This window comes from Stenotrophomonas sp. SPM (assembly GCF_003105135.1).
Taxonomy (GTDB): domain Bacteria; phylum Pseudomonadota; class Gammaproteobacteria; order Xanthomonadales; family Xanthomonadaceae; genus Stenotrophomonas.
Map to the genome: position 1 here is coordinate 1 of NZ_QETL01000034.1, position 19,036 is coordinate 19,036.

Consider the following 19,036-nt stretch of genomic DNA (forward strand, 5'->3'; position numbering starts at 1 on the left):
GAGGGGGTGTGAGCGGCATGGATGGTGCGACCGAGGCTACATGGACGTATTCACGCCGTCCCCCTCAACCGGACCCACCCCACCAACCCACGGAATGCAGGCTTTTGACGTTGACGTTGATTCAAAGCAGGTGCAGGGCTGCAAGCCCTGCAAGACAAACTACTACCGGGTCTGGCCTTCGCCGCGCACCACGAAACGTTCGACCGTCAGCGCTTCCAGCCCCATCGGCCCATACGCATGCAGCCGCGTGGTGGAAATGCCGATCTCGCTGCCGAGGCCCAGCTGGCCGCCATCGGAGAAACGCGAGGACGCATTGACCATCACCACCGCCGAGCGCAGTGCGTTGACAAAGCGCTCGGCATTGGCCGTGTCCTCGGTAGCGATCACTTCGGTGTGGTCGGAGGTGTAGGTGCGGATATGCGCGATGGCGGCGTCGAAATCGTCGACCACGCGCACCGCCAGCACCAGATCGAGGAACTCGGCCGCGTAATCCTCATCGGTGGCGGCCGTGCTGCCCGGCAGCAGCGGCTGCGCACGTTCATCGGCACGCAGCTGCACGCCTCGTTCGCCCAGCGCCTGCGCCGCACGCGGCAGGAACGCCTCGGCAACGTCGCGGTGCACCAGCAGCGTTTCCAGCGAATTACAGGCCGCCGGGCGGCTGCATTTGCCATCCACCAGCAGGGCAACGGCCTTGTCCAGGTCGGCGCTGGCATCCACGAACAGGTGGCAGACGCCCTTGTAGTGCTTGATGACCGGCACGCGCGCGTGCTCGGCCACGAAACGGATCAGCCCTTCGCCACCACGCGGTATGGCCAGGTCGATCAGTTCGTGCAGCTGCAGCAGCTCCAGCATGGCCTCGCGACGCAGGTCGGTCAGCACGGTCACTGCCGCTGGCGGCACGCCGTTGGCCTGCATCGCCGCAGCCAGTGCCCGCGCGATGGCGGTGTTGGAATGGATCGCCTCCGAGCCACCGCGCAGGATCACGCCGTTGCCGGCCTTGAGGCAGAGTGCGGCGGCTTCGGCGGTCACGTTCGGGCGCGCTTCGTAGATCATCGCGATCACGCCCAGCGGCACGCGCACCTTCTGCACGCGGATGCCGTTGGGGCGCACGTCGTCACGGGTCACCAGCCCCACCGGGTCCGGCAGCGCGGCCACCTCGCGCACGGCCTCGGCCATCGCGAACAGGCGCGCGGGGTCCAATCCCAGGCGGTCGAGCATCGCACTGCCGACGCCCTTCTCGCGTGCAGCGGCGAGGTCACGGGCATTGCCGGCCAGGATCAGCCCGGCGTTCATTTCCAGTGCCTGGGCCATGGCCTGCAGCAGCTTGCCGCGTGCGGCGCTGTCCAGGCCGGCGACCACCTGGGCCGCGTCACGGCAGGCACGTGCCTGCGCTTCGATCTCACTCATGGGGGTGTCCTGCAGTCCGGTCATGGCAGCACCAGATCGTCGCGATGGACGACGGTACCGCCGTAGTTGTAGCCGAGCACGGCCTGGATGTCGCGCGAATGGCGGCCGGCGATGCGGCGCACGTCATCGGCGGCGTACTGGCTGACGCCGCGGGCGACGCAGAGGCGACCCTGCGGGGCCTGCCAGCACACCTGCACCATGTCGCCGCGGCGGAAATCGCCGTCGGCACCGATGATGCCGCCGGGCAGCAGCGAGGCGCCCTTTTCGCGCATCGCCTGCGCGGCACCGGCATCGACCAGGATCGCGCCCTCGGCCAGCGGTGCGTGACGCAGCCAGTGCTTGCGTGCGGCCTCGCGGCTGCGCGCGGCGTGGATGCGCGTGCCGAACAGGCGGTCCTGCGCCAACGCACGCACCACGTCGCCGCTGCGGCCGTTGAAGAGATAGGTTTCGATGCCGAGCCGGCCGGCCTTGGCCGCGGCCTCCAGCTTGGTGCGCATGCCGCCGGTCCCGGCGCGTGAACCGGCACCGCCGGCCATCGCCAGCACCGCGTCATCCAGCTCCGGCACGTCGTGCAGCGGCCGCGCGTCGGCCAGGGTGCGCGGGTCGGCGCTGTACAGGCCGTCGATGTCGGTGGCGATGAACAGCGCATCGGCATCGACCAACGCGGCTACGGTGGCGGCGAGATTATCGTTGTCGCCAAGCTTGAGCTCGTCCACCGACACGGTGTCGTTCTCGTTGACCACCGGCAACGCGCCCAGGCGCAGCAGCTCGGTCAGCGTGGCGCGCGCATTGAGGTAGCGGCGGCGGTTGCGCAGATCGTCGTGGGTCAGCAGTACCTGGGCCACCGGGCGTTCGAAGAAACGCTGCCAGAGGCCGATCAGCTGTGCCTGGCCGAGCGCGGCCAGCGCCTGCCGCGCGGCCATCGCCGCACCGGGCTCATCGGCACGCGGCAGGATGGCGCGGCCGGCGGCGACCGCGCCGGACGAGACGATGACCACCTCGCGTCCGGCCAGCACATTGGCCGAGACGAACTGGGCCAGGCCCAGCGCATGGCGCGGCGACAGGCCGCCACCATCGGCAGCGAGCAGGCTGCTGCCCACCTTGAGCACGGCACGCCGCCACGGCGGCAGCGCTTGTTCGGGGAACGGCGAGGCGACGTGGGTGGCGTGCAGGGTCATCAGGTGCGCCTCAGCGGGTGTTCCATTCGTGCACGGTCAGGTGCGAGGCCTGCATCGTCACCAGCGGATCGGTGGCGACGATGGCCTGCGCTTCGGCCAGGCTGCCCACGTTGCACAGCAGGTAGGCGCCGCCGGTGCCGTCGCTGAAGCCACCGGTCATCTGCAGCTGCCCGCGTTCGCGCAGCGCATCGAGGAAATCCAGGTGCGGCTGCACGGCGGCCGCGTTGAAGTCGGGCCGGCGCATGGCCAGCACCAGGTAGACGGTGCCCGCCATCAGGCCAGCGCCTGCCAGCGCGTACGCAGCTCATCCAGGCGCAAATCGGCGGCCGAACCGGGCGACACGCGCGCGGCCAGGCTGCCTTCCGGCGTGCGGCCCTGCCCTGCACTGTCGGCACCGGCGGCCGCGGCCTTGTAGGCCTCGCGGAAGGGCACGCCGGCCACGGCCGCCTCTACCGCCACGTCGGTGGCATACATGCCCGAATCGATGGCCGCGCGCAGCCTGTCGTCGCGCCATTCCAGGTTGGCCAGCAGCGCCGGCAGCAGCTCCAGCGCGGCCAGGCCGCGGCCGAAGCCGTGGAAGATGGCGCCCTTGGACGACTGCAGGTCGCGGTGGTAGCCCGAGGGCAGCGACAGCAGCTGCTCGATCTCGGTACGCGCAGCGGCGACGCTGGCATGGGTGGCGCGCATCAGCTCGATGACGTCCGGGTTGCGCTTGTTCGGCATGATCGAACTGCCGGTGGTGTACTGCGCCGGCAGTGCGACGAAACCGAACTCGGCGCTGGTGAACAACGAAAGATCCCAGGCGATGCGGCGCAGGTCGAGGGTGGCGCCACCCAGCGCTTCCAGTGCGGCCAGCTCGAACTTGCCGCGCGACAGCTGCGCGTAGATCGGCGAGATCTGCATGCGCGCAAAGCCCAGCGCAGCGGTGGTGTGTTCGCGGTCCAGCGGCAGGTTCACGCCGTAACCTGCGGCGGTGCCCAGCGGATTGGCGTCGACGAGCGCATGGGTATCACGCGCACGCACGGCGTTGTCGATGAAGGCCTCTGCCCAGCCGGCCCACCACATGCCCGCCGAGGACACCACGGCGCGCTGGATGTGGGTATAGCCGGGAAGCGGCAGGTCCTTCTCGGCCTGCGCGCGGTCCAGCGCGACCTTGGCCACTTCGGTGCTGAGCTGGGCCACGCGCTGCAGCTTTTCCTTCAGCCACAGGCGGGTGGCGACCAGGATCTGGTCGTTGCGGCTGCGGCCGGTGTGGATCTTGCGGCCGGCATCGCCCAGGCGCTCGGTCAGGCGCGCTTCGATGGCCGAGTGGCCATCCTCGTACTGCGTATCAAGCACGAAACGGCCTGCGCGGAAGTCCTGCGCCAGCACTTCCAGTTCGCGCAGCAGGCCTTCCAGCTCATCGGCGCTGAGGATGCCGATGTGCTGCAGGCCCTGCGCGTGCGCGGCGCTGGCGGCGATGTCGTGCAGGAAGAATTCGCGATCGAGGATCACGTCATCGCCGGCGAGGAACGTCTGGATCTGGGCGTCGACAGCGACGCCGGGCTTCTGCCAAAGAAGGTCTGCCATGGGGGGCTCCGGGAATGCGGTAACTAAGCGGTGTCAGTGCGGGATCGACGTCAGTTCGTCGATGCCCAGCGCGAGGTTGAGGTTCTGCATGGCCTGGGTGGCTGCGCCCTTGAGCAGGTTGTCCAGGGTCGCCACCACCACCACCCGCTTGTTGCCCGGGGCCAGGGTGAAGCCGCCGACCTGGGCGCCGTGGCGGCCGGCGATGTGACTGACCCACGGCGCTTCGTCCACGATCTCCACGAGTGCTTCCGCGGCGTAGGCCTGCTGGAAGCGCTCGACGATCTGCTCGCGGGTCTGCGCGCGGTTCAGCCACAGATTGGCGGTGAGGGTGATGCCACGGAAATGCGGGGCTACGTGCGGCATGAACTCAACCGGCACGCCGAGCTGCGCGGACACTTCGCGCTCGTGCATGTGGTTGGTCAGCGAATACGGCATCAGGTTGTCGGCCAGCAGCTCGGGATTGTTCTTGTCCGAGGGCGAGGTGCCGGCACCGGAGTAACCGGAGACACCGAAGCACTGCGGCGGACCGGCCAGCAGATCCAGCAGCGGGTGGATCGCCAGCTGCATCGCGGTGGCGTAGCAGCCCGGGTTGCTGATGTGCTTCTGGCCCTGGTAACGGCCACGGGTCAATTCCGGCAGGCCGTAATACCACTGGCCGTCGAAGCGGTAATCAGCCGAAAGGTCGACGATCACGGTCTCCGGCTTGGCGGCCTGGATGGCGGTTACGAACGGTGCTGCCAGGCCATTGGGCAGGGCCAGGATCACTGCGTCCACGCCCTTGGCAGCCACGGCATCGGCGTCCAGGCTTTCGTAGTGCAGCTCACCCTTGTATTCGGGGTGATGGTCGGCAAGGGGCTTGCCAGCCAGTTCGCGCGAGGACACAAAGGCCAGCTGCAGGCGCGGGTGCGCGGCGACCAGCTTGATCAGCTCGGCGCCGGTGTGGCCGCGGGCACCGACGATGCCCAGGGTGTAAGTCGAATCGTTCATGCGTGATGGTCCAGGCGGTGCTGCAGGTGGCGCTTCACGCCCTGCCATTCCGCGTCGATGATGGAAAAGATGACGGTGTCGCGCGGCGTGCCGTCGGCATGCCGGGTGTAGTTGCGCAGCACGCCGTCCTGCTTCGCGCCGAGGCGGGCGATGGCGGCGCGCGAGGTGTGGTTGAACCAGCTGGTTTCCAGCACCACGCTGATGCAGCCCAGGGTCTCGAAGGCGTGCTGCAGCAACAGCAGCTTGGCCTCGGTGTTGACCCCGGTGCGCTGCACCCGCGGGGCGTACCAGGTGTAGCCGAGGCTGAGCCGCGGCACGCCCGGTTCCAACGCATAGAACCGCGTGCTGCCGACGATCACGCCGGCCGCATCGCGGATCACGAACGGCAGCACCTTGCCTTCGGCCTGCACGTCCAGCGCGGCCTGCACGTAATGCCCTGCCCGCTCCGGCGACGGCACCTGGGTGTACCAGAGCTGGTCCAGGCCGCTGCCTTCCAGCGCCGCGGCCAGGCCGGGCACATGTTCACGCTGCAGCGGCTCCAGCCTCACGTGCTGGCCGCGCAGGGTGGGTACGGTGGCCCAGGCATCGGCGTGGTTCATCGCACTCAGTCCTTCAGGCTCGGCGGGCGCGCGGCGCAATGGTCGACATAGGTCTTGATGCGGTCGATGCCATCGGCGCCGAACCAGAACACCTTCCAGGTGTTCTGCTTGTAGCAGCCATCAGACTCGGCGTAGTAGAAGTGGTTGATCGGGTTGCCGTTGCGCGAGCGCCAGAACAGCTGCGGGGTTTCTTCCAGCATCACGTTCCAGACCGCACGACCCAGGCCCTCGCCCTGCGCGTCATCGAGCACGGCGAACTTGTCCAGGTACACGCCTTCGGCTTCGTCGGTGAGGATGACCGCGGTGCGGTAGTTCTCGCTGACATAGGCGCGCAGCAGCTTGGTCTTCTGGAAATAATCCGGCACCAAGGTGCGGCCGAAACTGGATTCGATCAGGCTCTTCAGGCGCGGCAGGTCCAGTTCGTCCCAGCCGGTGGCGCGCAGCACTTTCTCGCCCTTGCGCACCAGCGTGCCCGAGCCCTTGTGGGTGAACAGTTCCTTGGCCAGGTCGGCCGGGCGGGTGATCGACACCGACGATTCCAGCGGCAGGCGGTCCAGCAGATCCTTGATCTGCTCGATCTTCACCTTCATGCCGCCGTGGATCCACGGCTGCGCGATCAGGTGGTCGTATTCGGTGGACAGGTTGATCGAATCGATCACGCTGCCCGACTCGTCCAGCAGGCCGCCGGTGCCGGTGAGGAAGATGATCTTGTACGGCTGCAGTTCCTGCACCAGCTCGTTGGCGGCGAAATCGGCGTTGACGTTGAGGATCTGGCCGCCGGCGGTCTCGCCCAGGCTGGTGATGACCGGGATCGACCCGGCGCGCAGGCTGGCCTCGATCGGGGCCAGGTTGACCCGCTTCACTTCACCGACCAGGCCGTAGGTGTCCACGTCCAGGTACTGGGCTTCGAACACGCCGCCGGTGATGGAGGTGGCGCGCGCACCGTTCTGCTGCAGGGCCTCGACCAGGCGCAGGTTGGACTGCTGGAACACGCGGCGCACGATCGCCAGCGCTTCCGGCGAGGTCACCCGCAGGCCGTTGACGGTCTGCTTCTCGATGCCGGCGGCCGACAGTTCGGCATCCAGCTGCGGACCGGCGCCGTGCAGCACGATCGGGGTCAGGCCGACTTCCTGCAGGAACGACAGCGAGGAGGTCAGTGCTTCGAGATCGTCGCGCAGCACCGCGCCGCCGACCTTGACCACGGCGAAGCGCTTGGCGTCCAGCTGCGAGAAACGCTTGAGGTACTGGCTGATCTCCTTCGCGCTGGCCATGCTGGAAAGCAGGCGCACGATGGTCTGGCGGGTCTGGCGGTGGGGCTGGAGGGCAGGAGACATTTCGGTTTCGTCAGAAGGTAGGTATCAGGCGCCGGCGGCGATGATGCGATGCACGGCGTCGGTGTAGCGCTGCAGCTGGTCCAGCGTCACGAACTCATCGGCGGTGTGCGCCTGGGCGATGTCGCCCGGGCCGAACACCATCGTGGTGTAGCCACCGGCCGAGAACAGCGAGGCTTCGGTCCAGAAGTCCACCGCGTTGCCGATCGGCAGCTCCAGCGCATCGGCCACGTCGCGCGCCAGCAGGCGGCGGTTTTCCGCTTCGGCGATGTCACCGGCCGGGAGGCTGGGGCCGCGGAAGGTTTCGGTGAACAGCGCAGCGTCCGGTTCGGCGAAACCGGCGAAGGTGGTCAGCAGCGCATCAATGTCCATCGACGGCAGCGGGCGGAAGCCGAAACGCACTTCAGCGGCCGGGGCGATCATGTTGGCCTTGATGCCCCCCTCGACGCGACCGATGTTGAAGCGCAGGCCGGTGAGGCCGCCGAAGCGCGCCGAGGCCAGCGATTCCACATGGTCCAGCGCGCGGTTGCCCCAGCGCATGGCCTGGTGCAATGCACTGGCGGCCGCATCCTGCTTGCCCGAGGCATGGCCGGCACGACCGGCGAACTGCATCAGCACCGAGCTGATGCCACGGTGGGCCAGCACGGCCTCGCTCATGGTCGGCTCGGCCACCAGCACTGCTTCGTACGGCAGGCCACGGGCCAGGAACGCGGCGATGCAGCGCGGGTCGTTCGCTTCCTCGTCGCTGGAGAACAGGAACGCGGCGTCGCCATTGCTGGCATTGGCCGCGGCCACCAGCGCAGCGGCCGCGCCCTTGATGTCACACACGCCGAGGCCGACCACGCGGTCGTCCAGGCGGCGCATCACGTGCGGGTCGGCACTCCAGTGCGGCGAGTCCGGCACGGTATCAAGATGCACGTTGAACAGGTACTTCGGCGTACCGCGCACGGCATACAGGCTGACCGCACCGGCACCGTGGTCGATCACCTCGACGTTGAAGCCGGGCAGGTTCGCGCGCAGGTAATCGAAGATGCCACCGGTGGTGATCGCACGCGGCGGGTTGCGGGTGTCGAAGGACACCAGGGCCTGCAGGTGCGAGATCGTCTGTTCAAGCATGAATCAAAGATCCTGTTGAATTCCGCCGGGCATGGCCCGGCGCTACCGTAATGCGTCTGGTGGAGAGCCCCCTTCTTGTTGAAGGGGCGCGCCAACGGCGCAGGGTTAAGGCGGAATGCGTGGCCAATCGCTCAGCGATTGACCTGCGCGTAGACGGTCGAGCTCATGCCGAACAGCTTGATGAAGCCTTCGGCCTCTTCCACGCCCCAGTCGGCCGACTGCGCGTAGGTGGCACCCTTGGTGTTGAGCAGGTGCGGCGACTTCACGGCCACCGCGTCGACGCGGCCACCACGGGTTTCCAGCACCACTTCACCGTTGACCTTGGCCTGCGAGGACTTCAGGAAGGCCTCGATGTCGGTCTTCAGCGGGTCGTGGTAGAAGCCTTCGTACACCAGCTCCACCCACTTGCGTGCCACGTCCGGCTTGAAGCGGTTCTGCTGCTTGGTCAGCACGGCGTCTTCCAGCGCGCGGTGCGCGGCCAGCAGCGAGACCAGGCCCGGGGCCTCGAACACGATGCGGCCCTTCAGGCCGATCACGGTGTCACCGGTGTAGACGCCACGGCCGACGCCGTACGGGGCGAACAGCTTGTTGAGCTGGGCCAGGATCTGCTCACCCGGCAGCGCCTTGCCGTCCAGCTCGACCGCTTCGCCTTCGACGAACTTCAGGGTCACGGTCAGGGCCTGTTCCGGCCATTCGCTGCGCGGGGCGCACCAGCCACGAGCACCCTCACCCGGCGCTTCCCAACGGTCGATCTCGCCGCCGGACATGGTCAGGCCCAGCAGGTTCTCGTTGATGGTGTAGGCCTGCTGCTTGGCGCGCACGCCGAAGCCGCGCTCTTCCAGGTACTTCTGCTCGTAGGCGCGGGTCTGGGTGTGTTCCTTCTGGATCTCGCGGATCGGCGCGATGATCTGGTAGTCACCCAGGGCCTTCACGGCCAGGTCGAAGCGGACCTGGTCGTTGCCCATGCCGGTGCAGCCGTGGGCGATGATGTTGGTGCCCAGTTCGGCCGCACGCTTCAGCGCGGCATCGACGATCAGGTAGCGGTCGGAAACCAGCAGCGGGTACTGGCCCTGGTAGCCTTCGCCGGCCCACACGAACGGCTTGACGAAGCCTTCCCAGATGGCCGGGCCGCCGTTGACGGTCTGGTGGCTGGCCACGCCAAGCTCGGCGGCGCGCTTCTCGATGAAATCGCGCTCTTCATCATCCACGCCGCCGGTATCGGCGAACACGGTGTGCACGTTGTAGCCGCGCTCCTGCAGGTAGGGCACGCAGAAGCTGGTATCCAGGCCGCCGGAGAAGGCGAGAACGACGTCTTTGTTGCTCATGGGGGGGGTATGTCCTGGTAGCGCCGGGCCATGCCCGGCGGGGTTTCATTGAATCGAAGGAAAAATCAGCGCCCGGCAACCGCCGCCATGATCGCCTTCTGCACGTGCAGTCGGTTCTCGGCTTCGTTGATGGCGATGCACTGCGGCGAATCCATCACACCGTCGGTGGCCTTGACGTTGCGGCGCAGCGGCAGGCAGTGGCTGAACACACCATTGTTGGTCAGCGCCATCTTGCGTTCGTCCACGATGAAGTGCTTGTACTGGTCGCGGATCGGCTTTTCCGGTTCCCAGTTGCCGAAGAAGGGCAGCGCGCCCCAGCTCTTGGCGTAGACCACGTCGGCGCCGGCGTAGGCGCTGTCGATGTCATGGCTGATCTTCAGCGAACCACCGCTCTCGGCTACGTTCTGCTCGGCCCAGCCCATGTAGCGCTCATCCAGGATGTAGTCGGCGGTCGGGCACAGCAGGGTCACGTCCATGCCCATGCGGGTGGCGATGGTCAGCGCCGAGTTGGCCACCGCGGTGTTCAGCGGCTTGGGATGGTAGGTCCAGGTCAGCACGTACTTCTTGCCGCGCAGGTCCTGGGTGCCGAAGTGTTCCTGCAGCGCCATCACGTGGGCCAGTTCCTGGCACGGGTGGGTGATGGTCTCCATGTTGATGACCGGCACCGGCGAGTACTTGGCGAAGCTGTTGAGGACGATGTCCTGGCGATCGTACGCCCAGTCCTGGAACTTGGGGAACGCACGCACGGCGATGATGTCGCAGTAACGGCCCAGTACCTTGGCCACTTCCGCGATGTGCTCTTCCGTGTCGCCGTCCATCACCGTGCCGAGATTGAACTCGATCGGCCACGCATCCTTGCCCGGCTGCAGCACCACCGCGTGGGCACCGAGCTGGAACGCGCCCAGTTCGAAGCTGGTGCGGGTGCGCATGGACGGGTTGAAGAACACCAGCGCGATCGACTTGCCCTTGAGCTGGTCGCCGAGCTTGTTGCGCTTGAACAGCGCGGCCTGGGTCAGCAGCGCGTCAAGATCGCTGCGGCTCCAGTCCTGGGTGTTCAGGAAGTGCTTGTGGGACATCATCTTTCCTTGCGTGGCGGCGCCGGTGGTTCGACGCGGTGGAAGGGAGAACAGGGAAACAGGGTGGAGCGAAAAAGTTTCAGATGAAGCTTTCGGAACATGCATTTTTGAAGCGCGGAAACGAAAAAACCCAGCCGGGAGGCTGGGTTTTCATCGGACGAACAGCAGAAAGCTCCGGTTACCCAGCGAGAATGTGGGGTTCCGGTCGACGGGCACGCGACGTCATGCCAGTGGCCTGGCGAGCGGCGCTGCTGTCGTGCTGGAAGTCGGTGAGCTTCATGGTCGATTATCTTTGCATGGGGGCGGGGTCGACGCAAGACCCCACGCGGCCGGCTGAACAGGCCCGGCGCAGGTCAGGGGATGCTGGCCGCAGCCTGCTCGGGGCCCACCCAAGGGGTGATCGAGACGCGGACCTTCAGCCGGTTGCCGGGGTCTTCCGGCAGCCGCGAGCGGTACTTCGTGCCCTTGTAGACGTAGTCCACGTCATAGGCGATGGGCCGGCGGAACTCACGACCGACCGGCACGATCTTGCAGTCGCGGGTCAGCATGGGGCCGTTGTTGGCCGGGGCCGGGGTCGGATTCTCGGCGGCCACCTCCTGGGCGGCCTCCTCGTCGCTGCGCTTGAACATCGAGCGCACCGAGTCCCAGAAGCGGCCGATCCGGCCCTTGTCTTCCACCGGCTCCTCGCCGGTCACGTTGACCGGGGCGAGGGTGCGGGTCGAGATCGGCTCGCAGTGCTCCTCGGTCCGGGTCGCGCGCAGGGTCTGGAACACCGGCTCAACGTTCAGCACCTGGGCGTAGTCGAACTTCACGTTCTCCACGATCACCACGCGGTTGCGGGGTTCGGCCTCCTGGGCCTGGACCACGACCGGCGCCGCCGACAGGCAGGCCAGGGTCAGCAACGCGGTGGATTTCATTGGCGATGGAAGAAAGGGCACGGCGATAGTGTAGGCAGTGACGACCGGCAGGGGCTGAACATTACCCGTCCGCGCAGTTCCTGCCCACCCCTGCGCCCCCCCTGCCCCGCCCGGCCGCCCTCGGCCATCCCCCCATTGGGGCCCGACACGTTCTAAAATCACAGGCTTGTCCCCCAGCCACAGCCCCATGACCCTGCGCCTGCACAACAACCTGACTCGCCAGCTCGAACCGTTCACCCCGATCGACCCGGCCTGTCCGACCCTGTATGTGTGCGGCCCGACGGTCTACAACTACGTGCACATCGGCAACGCCCGTGGCCCGGTGGTGTTCGGGGTGCTGGCCGACCTGCTGCGGCGCCGCTTCGGTGGCCTGCGCTACGCGCGCAACATCACCGACGTGGACGACAAGATCAACAACGCCGCGCGTGAGCAGGGCGTGCCGATCAGCACCATCACCGACAAGTTCGCCGCCGCCTACCGTGAAGACATGGCCGCGCTGGGCGTGGTGCCGCCGGACATCGAGCCGGAGGTGACCGCGCACATGCCGCAGATCATCACCATGATCGAGCAGCTCATCGCCAACGGGCATGCCTACGCCGCCGAGGGCCACGTGCTGTTCGCGGTGGCCAGCTTCGACGGTTACGGCAAGCTGTCGCGCCGTGATCCGGAGGAAATGCTGGCCGGTGCCCGCGTCGAGGTGGCCCCGTACAAGCGCGATGCCGGCGATTTCGTGCTGTGGAAGCCGTCCAGCGACGACCTGCCCGGCTGGGAATCGCCGTGGGGCCGGGGCCGCCCGGGCTGGCACATCGAGTGCTCGGCGATGGCCGCCGCCCACCTGGGCGAGACCATCGACATCCATGCCGGTGGCGTGGACCTGCAGTTCCCGCACCACGAGAACGAGATCGCGCAGAGCGAATGCGCCCATGGCGGCAGGATCTTTGCCCGCTTCTGGATGCACAACGGCATGCTCAACTTCGGCGGCGCCAAGATGAGCAAGTCGCTGGGCAACATCGAACGCGTGCACGATCTGGTGCGCCAGCACCCGCCCGAGGCGCTGCGCCTGGCCCTGCTGTCGGCCCACTACCGGCAGCCGCTGGACTGGTCCGACGCGCTCATCGAACAGTCCGCGCGCACCCTGGACCGCCTGTACGGCACCCTGCGCGACCTGGCCGACATCACCGCCACGGCGGCGATCCCGGCGGCCGTCGAGGCGACCCTGGACGACGACCTGAACACCCCGCAGGCGCTGGCCGAAGTGGCCCGCATCGCCGGTGAGGCGCGCCGCGCCACCGACCCGGCCGAACGCGCGCGCCTGAAGGGCGAACTGCTCGGCGCCGGCCTGGCACTGGGCCTGCTGCAGGCCGACCCGGCGCAGTGGTTCGGCACCGCGGCCAGCGAAGGCGACGACGATGCACGTATCCAGGCGCTGATCGACGAGCGTGCCGCCGCCAAGCAGGCCCGTGATTTCGCCCGCTCCGACGCCCTCCGCGACCAGCTGGCCGCCGAGGGCATCGTGCTGGAAGACACTCCGCAGGGCGTGCGCTGGGTGCGCAAGCGCGCCTGACCCGCCCTGCCCCGTGGCCGCCGCGTCCGGCCACGCCCCCACTGTAGAGACCGTTGTGACCGACTCCCCGTTCCCGCTTGAACCCACCGCCGCCGAAGCCCAGGCCGCCATCGCCGAGGAATTCGCCTTCTTCGGCGACTGGTCCGAGCGCTACCAGTACCTGATCGACCTCGGCCGCAAGCTGCCGGCCTTCCCCGATGCATGGAAGACCGAAGAACACCGCCTGCTCGGCTGCCAGTCGATGGTATGGATCGTGCCCGAGGGCAACGCGCAGTCGCTGCGCTTCCACGCCATCAGTGATTCGGCCATCGTCTCCGGCCTGATCTTCCTGGCCCTGCGCGTGTATTCCGGGCGCTCGGCGCAGGAGATCCTGGACACCGAACCGAGCTACATCCAGGACATCGGCCTGGCCCGCCACCTGTCGCCCACCCGCAGCAACGGCGTGGCGGCGATGCTGGCCTTCATCCGCGAGACCGCGCAGGCCCAGCTGCAGCGCGAACAGCCGTGACCGCCGCCGCCACCGGAGACGAAGGCGCGCTGGCCCTGCTGGGCCGGCCGGGCTTTGCCAAGCTGCTGGCCTACCGCATCTTTGCGATGCTGTCCTACCAGGTAGTGGCCGTCACCGTCGGCTGGCACATCTACGAAGTCACCCGCAATCCGTTCTCGCTGGGCCTGGTCGGCCTGGCCGAGGTGCTGCCGTTCTTCTGCGTGGCACCGTTTGCCGGCTACCTGGTCGACCACCTGCCGCGTCGCCGGCTGGGCATGGTCGCCTGCGCGGGCCTGGTCGCCACCGCGGTGGTGCTGACCGGCGTGGCTACCGGCTGGCTGCCGTTCCAGGGCGTGTGGCCGATCTATGCCGCCATCGCGCTGACCGGCATGGTCCGCGCCTTCCTGTCGCCCATCTACAACGCGCTGTTTGCCCGCGTGCTGGAGCGCAACCAGTTCGCCCGCGGCGCCGGCCTCGGCAGCGTGGTGTTCCAGTCGGGCATGGTGGTCGGCCCGGCGCTGGGCGGCATTCTGGTCGGCTGGGGCGGCAAGGGCCTGTCCTATGGCGTGGCCACCGCCTTCGCCGTGGTCGCGATGGGCTGCCTGGCCACGCTGGAGGTGAGCGAACCGGTGCACGACGGCCCGGCCGCACCGATCTTCAAGAGCATCGCCGAGGGCGCCCGCTTCGTGGTCGGCAACCGCATCATGGTCGGCGCGATGGCGCTGGACATGTTCTCGGTACTGCTGGGCGGCGTGGTGGCGATGCTGCCGGCCTTCCTGCAGGAGATCCTGCACTACGGCCCCGAGGGCCTGGGCATCCTGCGCGCAGCACCGGCGCTGGGCTCGATCGCGGTCGGCCTGTGGCTGGCCCGCCACCCGCTGCAGAAGAACGCCGGCCGCGTGCTGCTGTTCGCCGTGGCCGGTTTCGGCCTGTGCGTGGTCAGCTTCGGCCTGTCCCAGCACTTCTGGCTGTCGGCGCTGATCCTGCTGTTCTACGGTGCCTTCGACGGCGTCTCGGTGGTGGTGCGTTCAACCATCCTGCAGCTGGCCACGCCGGAGGAGATGCGCGGGCGGGTGTCGTCCATCAATGGCATCTTCATCAGCTCGTCCAACGAGCTGGGCGCGTTCTATGCGGGCACGATGGCGAAACTGCTGGGCCTGGTGCCGGCGGTGGTGCTGGGCGGGTTCGCGGTGCTGAGCGTGGCCGGGATCACGGCATGGAAGAACCCGACGCTGCGGAAGTTGAACCTGCGCGACCTGCAATGATTCGGGCGACGCCGTGGCTTTCTGATGATCGCGACGGCGCCGCGGGTTTCTGACAATCACGCCGGCGCCCTGGCTTTCTGTAGAGTCGAGCCATGCTCGACTGCTTGTCAGAAGCCAGTCGAGCATGGCTCGACTCTACAAAAGAACGGCCAGCCGAGCGTGGGCTCGGCTCTACAAGAGCACGATCACCCAACAAAAAACCCGGCCGAGGCCGGGTTCTTCGCATGACCAGACAACGCTCTGGTGTCAGTCGCCCTGCTGCTTCTGCAGGTGCTCCCAACGCTCCTGGGCGTCGATGGTGCGCTCGGCGGTCAGGCGCGCTTCGAGGCGCTCCAGGCCGATTTCCTCACCAGTGTCCACGCAGTAACCGTAGTCGCCGGCTTCCAGGCGCTTCAGGGTGCTGTCGATCTTGCCGATCAGCTTGCGGTAACGGTCGCGGGTACGCAGTTCCAGCGAGTTCTCCGTCTCGCGGGTCGCGCGCTCGGCTTCGTCGCCGATGTCACGCACTTCCTCGCGCAGGTTCTCGATGGTCTGCTTGGATTCTTCCACCAGGTCGGCGCGCCAGTTCTGCAGGCGCTGGCGGAAGTATTCCTGCTGCAGCGGGCTCATGTACTCCTCTTCCGAGCCGGGCTTGTAGCCGGTCGGCAGGATCGGGCGGCCGGTGGCCTCGTCGGTCTTGTATTCGACGACTTTGTACTTGCTGCGCGGGGCCGGCGCCGCCGAACGGGCGGTCACAGCCACGGCGACCTTGCCCACGGGGCGCGACACGGTCTTCGGAGCGGGATCAGGTTTCACGGCGGTTTTCACGGCGGTCTTGGCAGGCGATTTCGAAACGGGCACGGGATTCTTGGATTGCGGGGCGGTCGATGCTGCAGGGGTGGCGGCCGGGGCCGGCTTGGGGGCCGGTTTGGCTGCTGCCACTGCCGCGGTCTTGGCCGGGACAGACTTGGCCGGAGCTGCCTTGGCGGCGGGCTTCGGTGCGGTTTTCACTACCGGGGCCGGGGCCGGCTTGGCAGCCGGCTTGGCGACATTCTTGGTGGCTTTCTTTACAGCGGCAGGCGTGGCGGGTTTGGCCGCAGCAGGCTTCTTTGCCGCCGACTTGGCGACCGGCTTGGCCGCGGCCTTCTTGGCCACCGGCTTCGGCGCGGGCTTGGCGGCCGCTTTCTTCGGTGCCGGCTTGGCGACGACCTTCTTGGCCGGTGCCGCCTTGCTGGCTGCCTTCTTCGCCACCGGCGCCTTCCTGCTGGCTGCCGCGGGCTTGGCCTTGGCCGGCGCAGCGGGCTTCTTCGCCGCTGGCTTGCTGGCCTTGGCCGGCGATTTCGTTGCGGTGGCCTTCCTGGCCGCCGGTTGCGAGGATGCTGCCTTGGTGGCCGCCTTGCTGGCCGGCTTCTTGGCAACGGGCTTGGCCGCCAACTTCTTCACAACAGGCTTGGCGGTTTTCTTGGCGGCCTCGACGGCCTTCTTTGCAGTTTTTTTAGCAGCCACGAAACGCTCTTCCTTGGATTCCCCGGGGCCCGGGAAAGCGGGCCTTTATAGCCTACCCGACCCGCAGCAGCAACCTCGGGGGCCCGCTCCATTCAGTCCTGGAGCCAGCGGCCCAAAGTGTCGGTCCGACGAACATGGACCGCCCTGCGCGGTACGGAACCTGGCCGGCACCCCACGGTGCCGGTACCGGTCGCAGGCCATGGGCGACATGCGACCAACGGCCCATCCTGCACAAATGCGGCCTTCATGCCAACTGGCATAAGATGACTGGGTGATCTCGCGCCTGCTCATTGCCCTGCTGCGCTTCTACAAGCGCTTCATCAGCCCCCTGCTGGGGCCGCGCTGCCGTTTCGTGCCGAGCTGTTCTGAATACGCCATGGACGCCATCTCGATGCACGGTCCGCTGCATGGCAGCTGGCTGGCCGCGCGCCGCCTCGGCCGCTGCCATCCGTTCCATCCCGGCGGCTTCGACCCGGTGCCCGAATCCCCCGACGCCCCCTCTTGCCGTTGCACAGGAAAACACTGACATGTCCTCCACCCTCATCACCAACGCGCGCATGGTCAACGAAGGCCGCACCTTCGACGGCGACCTGCGCATCGAGAATGGCCGCATCGCGCAGATTGGCAGTGGCCTGGCCCCGCGCGACGGCGAGCAGGTGGTGGACGCGGCCGGACGCTGGCTGCTGCCCGGCATGATCGATGACCAGGTGCACTTCCGCGAACCGGGCCTGACCCACAAGGGCGACATCGCCAGCGAATCGGCGGCCGCGGTGGCCGGTGGCCTGACCAGCTTCATGGACATGCCCAACACCAACCCGCCGACCCTGGATTCGACCATCCTGGAAGCCAAGTACGAGCTGGCACGCGGCCGCGCCTGGGCCAACTACGGCTTCTACCACGGCGCCAGCAACGACAACCTGGAAGCGATCCGCGCGCTGGACCCGAAGAAGGCGCCGGGCGTGAAGGTGTTCATGGGCGCCTCCACCGGCAACATGCTGGTGGACGACCCGGAGACGCTGGACGCGATCTTCCGCGAATGCCCGACCCCGATCATCACGCACTGCGAAGACACGCCGATGATCGATGCCAACCTCAAGGCCTTCCAGGAGAAGTACGGCGACGCGTTGACCGCGGACATGCACCCGGACATCCGTTCGCGCGAGGCCTGCATCAAGTCGACCCGCCTGGCGATGTCGCTGGCGCGCAAGCACGGCACCCGCCTGCACGTGCTGCACATCTCCACCGCCGACGAGCTGGCGCTGTTCGAGAAGGGCCCGCTGATCCGCGCCGACGGCAGCCGCAAGCAGATCACCGCTGAAACCTGCGTGCACTTCCTGCACTTCGCGCGCCCGGATTACGCGACCAAGGGCAACCTGATCAAGTGCAACCCGGCCATCAAGGAAGTCTCCGACCGCGAAGCGATCACCGCTGCGCTGGCCGATGACGTGCTGGACGTGCTGGCCACCGACCATGCCCCGCACACCTGGGAAGAGAAGCAGAAGCCCTACGCACAGGCGCCGTCCGGCCTGCCGCTGGTGCAGTACGCGCTGGTGGCAGCGCTGGAGCGCGTGCACGAAGGCAAGCTGACCCGCGAGCAGGTGGTGCAGAAGTTCGCCCACGCCCCGGCGCAGCTGTTCGACGTGGAAGAGCGCGGCTTCCTGCGCGAAGGCTATTTCGCCGACCTGGTGCTGGTGGAAGACGTGCCGTTCACCGTCAAGCGCGAGGACGTGCTGTCCAAGTGCGGCTGGTCGCCGTTCGAAGGCACCACCTTCCGCTCGCGCGTGGCCTCGACCTGGGTCAACGGCCAGCTGGTGTGGGACGGCAGCAAGCTGGTGGGCGAACCCGCCGGCCAGCGCATGACCTACGACCGCTGATGCGTCCGGCACTGATGATCGGGGCGCTGCTGCTGGCCGCTCCCCTGTTCACCGCACCGGCAGCACAGGCGCAGGATGGCATCGGCAGCCTGATCGACAGCCGCGTGGTGTTCCCGGCCAGCGCGTCGCAGGGCGCCCTGGTGATCGGCAAGGTACCCGCCGGCAGCCGCGTGCAGTACGCCGGCCGCCAGCTGCGGGTGAGCAGCTACGGCAGCGTGGTGTTCGGCATCGGCCGTGATGAAAAGGGCCCGCTGCAGGTACAGGTGCAGCGACCCGATGGTGGCAGCGAAACCGCCACCATCAACGTGACCCCGCGCGACTGGCCGACCGAGCGCGTCAACGGCGTGCCGCCGAAGACGGTCAACCCACCACCGGCGATTGCGGAGCGGATCAAGCGCGAACAGGCGCAGGTGACCGCCGCGCGCGCCCGCGATGACGACCGCACCGACTTCACCCAGACCTTCATCTGGCCGGTGCAGGGCCGCATCAGCGGCCGCTTCGGCAATGCGCGCGTGTACAACGGCCAGCCCGGCGCCGGCCATTCCGGCATGGACATCGCCGTGCCCACCGGCACCCCGGTGAAGGCCCCGGCCGCCGGCGTGGTGACCTTCGCCGGCCCGGACCTGTACCTGACCGGCGGCACCCTGCTGATCGACCACGGTTACGGCGTCAGCTCGAACTTCCTGCACCTGTCGCGCATCGACGTGAAGGCCGGCGACCGGGTGACCCAGGGCCAGGTGATCGCCGCCGTCGGCGCCACCGGTCGTGCCACCGGCCCGCACCTGCACTGGGGCATGAACTGGTTCGACACCCGCATCGATCCGTTGCTGGTGCTGGAACGCAAATAACGCGTATG

The 19,036-nt window shown here is 67.8% G+C and carries 18 protein-coding genes; 6 read left to right on the forward strand and 12 right to left on the reverse strand.

The annotated features are described in order from the left end of the window. Nucleotides 1-162: 162 nt before the first annotated feature. The 11 genes from DCO49_RS09585 to DCO49_RS09635 all read right to left on the reverse strand — a co-directional run bounded on the left by DCO49_RS09585 (nt 163) and on the right by DCO49_RS09635 (nt 11,505). Nucleotides 163-1,431 (reverse strand): glutamate-5-semialdehyde dehydrogenase, encoded by a 1,269-nt coding sequence (locus tag DCO49_RS09585; RefSeq protein ID WP_116863853.1) that lies wholly within the window; start codon nt 1,429-1,431, stop codon nt 163-165. Beyond that, nucleotides 1,428-2,585, reverse strand: coding sequence for a glutamate 5-kinase (gene proB / locus DCO49_RS09590; RefSeq protein ID WP_116863854.1), 1,158 nt, complete (start codon nt 2,583-2,585; stop codon nt 1,428-1,430). Before proB ends, DCO49_RS09585 begins: the two co-directional genes overlap by 4 nt. A gap of 10 nt (nt 2,586-2,595) precedes the next feature. Then, on the reverse strand, nt 2,596-2,859 hold the full coding sequence (locus DCO49_RS09595; protein WP_116863855.1) for a YciI family protein: 264 nt from the start codon (nt 2,857-2,859) through the stop codon (nt 2,596-2,598). Continuing rightward, nucleotides 2,859-4,154 carry an argininosuccinate lyase gene (argH, locus tag DCO49_RS09600; RefSeq protein ID WP_116863856.1) on the reverse strand — a complete coding sequence of 432 codons (1,296 nt, stop codon included), beginning with the start codon at nt 4,152-4,154 and terminating at the stop codon, nt 2,859-2,861. The genes DCO49_RS09595 and argH overlap by 1 nt, the downstream gene beginning before the upstream one ends. A gap of 33 nt (nt 4,155-4,187) precedes the next feature. After that, a complete protein-coding gene (argC, locus tag DCO49_RS09605) occupies nt 4,188-5,141 on the reverse strand; it encodes an N-acetyl-gamma-glutamyl-phosphate reductase (protein WP_116863857.1) in 954 nt (317 codons plus the stop codon). Further along, a complete protein-coding gene (locus tag DCO49_RS09610) occupies nt 5,138-5,740 on the reverse strand; it encodes a GNAT family protein (protein WP_116863858.1) in 603 nt (200 codons plus the stop codon). The genes argC and DCO49_RS09610 overlap by 4 nt, the downstream gene beginning before the upstream one ends. Before the next feature lie 5 nt (nt 5,741-5,745). After that, on the reverse strand, nt 5,746-7,074 hold the full coding sequence (locus DCO49_RS09615; protein ID WP_116863859.1) for an acetylglutamate kinase: 1,329 nt from the start codon (nt 7,072-7,074) through the stop codon (nt 5,746-5,748). A gap of 24 nt (nt 7,075-7,098) precedes the next feature. Then, a complete protein-coding gene (locus tag DCO49_RS09620) occupies nt 7,099-8,187 on the reverse strand; it encodes an acetylornithine deacetylase (RefSeq protein WP_116863860.1) in 1,089 nt (362 codons plus the stop codon). Between the two features lie 131 nt (nt 8,188-8,318). Continuing rightward, the gene (locus DCO49_RS09625) at nt 8,319-9,512 is read right to left on the reverse strand and encodes an argininosuccinate synthase (protein ID WP_116863861.1); all 1,194 of its coding nucleotides are present in this window, start codon (nt 9,510-9,512) and stop codon (nt 8,319-8,321) included. Between the two features lie 65 nt (nt 9,513-9,577). Further along, a complete protein-coding gene (locus DCO49_RS09630) occupies nt 9,578-10,588 on the reverse strand; it encodes an N-acetylornithine carbamoyltransferase (RefSeq protein WP_116863862.1) in 1,011 nt (336 codons plus the stop codon). A gap of 353 nt (nt 10,589-10,941) precedes the next feature. After that, nucleotides 10,942-11,505: a hypothetical protein gene (locus DCO49_RS09635; RefSeq protein WP_116863863.1), complete on the reverse strand. Its 564-nt coding sequence runs from the start codon at nt 11,503-11,505 to the stop codon at nt 10,942-10,944. 187 nt (nt 11,506-11,692) lie between these two features. On the opposite strand from DCO49_RS09635, the gene cysS reads away from it, so the two are divergent. From cysS to DCO49_RS09650, 3 genes are read left to right on the forward strand one after another with little or no spacing between them, the layout of a single operon-like run. Continuing rightward, nucleotides 11,693-13,069 carry a cysteine--tRNA ligase gene (gene cysS / locus DCO49_RS09640; protein ID WP_116863864.1) on the forward strand — a complete coding sequence of 459 codons (1,377 nt, stop codon included), beginning with the start codon at nt 11,693-11,695 and terminating at the stop codon, nt 13,067-13,069. Nucleotides 13,070-13,124: 55 nt separating this feature from the next. Further along, a complete protein-coding gene (locus tag DCO49_RS09645; protein WP_108769379.1) occupies nt 13,125-13,577 on the forward strand; it encodes a SufE family protein in 453 nt (150 codons plus the stop codon). Further along, on the forward strand, nt 13,574-14,821 hold the full coding sequence (locus DCO49_RS09650; protein ID WP_116863865.1) for an MFS transporter: 1,248 nt from the start codon (nt 13,574-13,576) through the stop codon (nt 14,819-14,821). Before DCO49_RS09645 ends, DCO49_RS09650 begins: the two co-directional genes overlap by 4 nt. A gap of 246 nt (nt 14,822-15,067) precedes the next feature. On the opposite strand, the gene dksA is transcribed toward DCO49_RS09650, so the two are convergent. Then, on the reverse strand, nt 15,068-16,306 hold the full coding sequence (dksA, locus tag DCO49_RS09655; protein WP_116863866.1) for an RNA polymerase-binding protein DksA: 1,239 nt from the start codon (nt 16,304-16,306) through the stop codon (nt 15,068-15,070). Between the two features lie 271 nt (nt 16,307-16,577). Between dksA and yidD the strand changes: the two genes are divergently transcribed. Genes yidD through DCO49_RS09670 form a run of 3 tightly spaced genes read left to right on the forward strand, consistent with a single transcriptional unit; the run spans nt 16,578 to nt 19,028 of the window. After that, a complete protein-coding gene (gene yidD / locus DCO49_RS09660) occupies nt 16,578-16,832 on the forward strand; it encodes a membrane protein insertion efficiency factor YidD (RefSeq protein WP_116863867.1) in 255 nt (84 codons plus the stop codon). A gap of 1 nt (nt 16,833) precedes the next feature. Further along, nucleotides 16,834-18,180, forward strand: coding sequence for a dihydroorotase (locus tag DCO49_RS09665; protein ID WP_116863868.1), 1,347 nt, complete (start codon nt 16,834-16,836; stop codon nt 18,178-18,180). Beyond that, nucleotides 18,180-19,028 (forward strand): M23 family metallopeptidase, encoded by an 849-nt coding sequence (locus tag DCO49_RS09670; RefSeq protein ID WP_165835709.1) that lies wholly within the window; start codon nt 18,180-18,182, stop codon nt 19,026-19,028. Before DCO49_RS09665 ends, DCO49_RS09670 begins: the two co-directional genes overlap by 1 nt. The last annotated feature ends 8 nt before the right edge of the window (nt 19,029-19,036 follow it).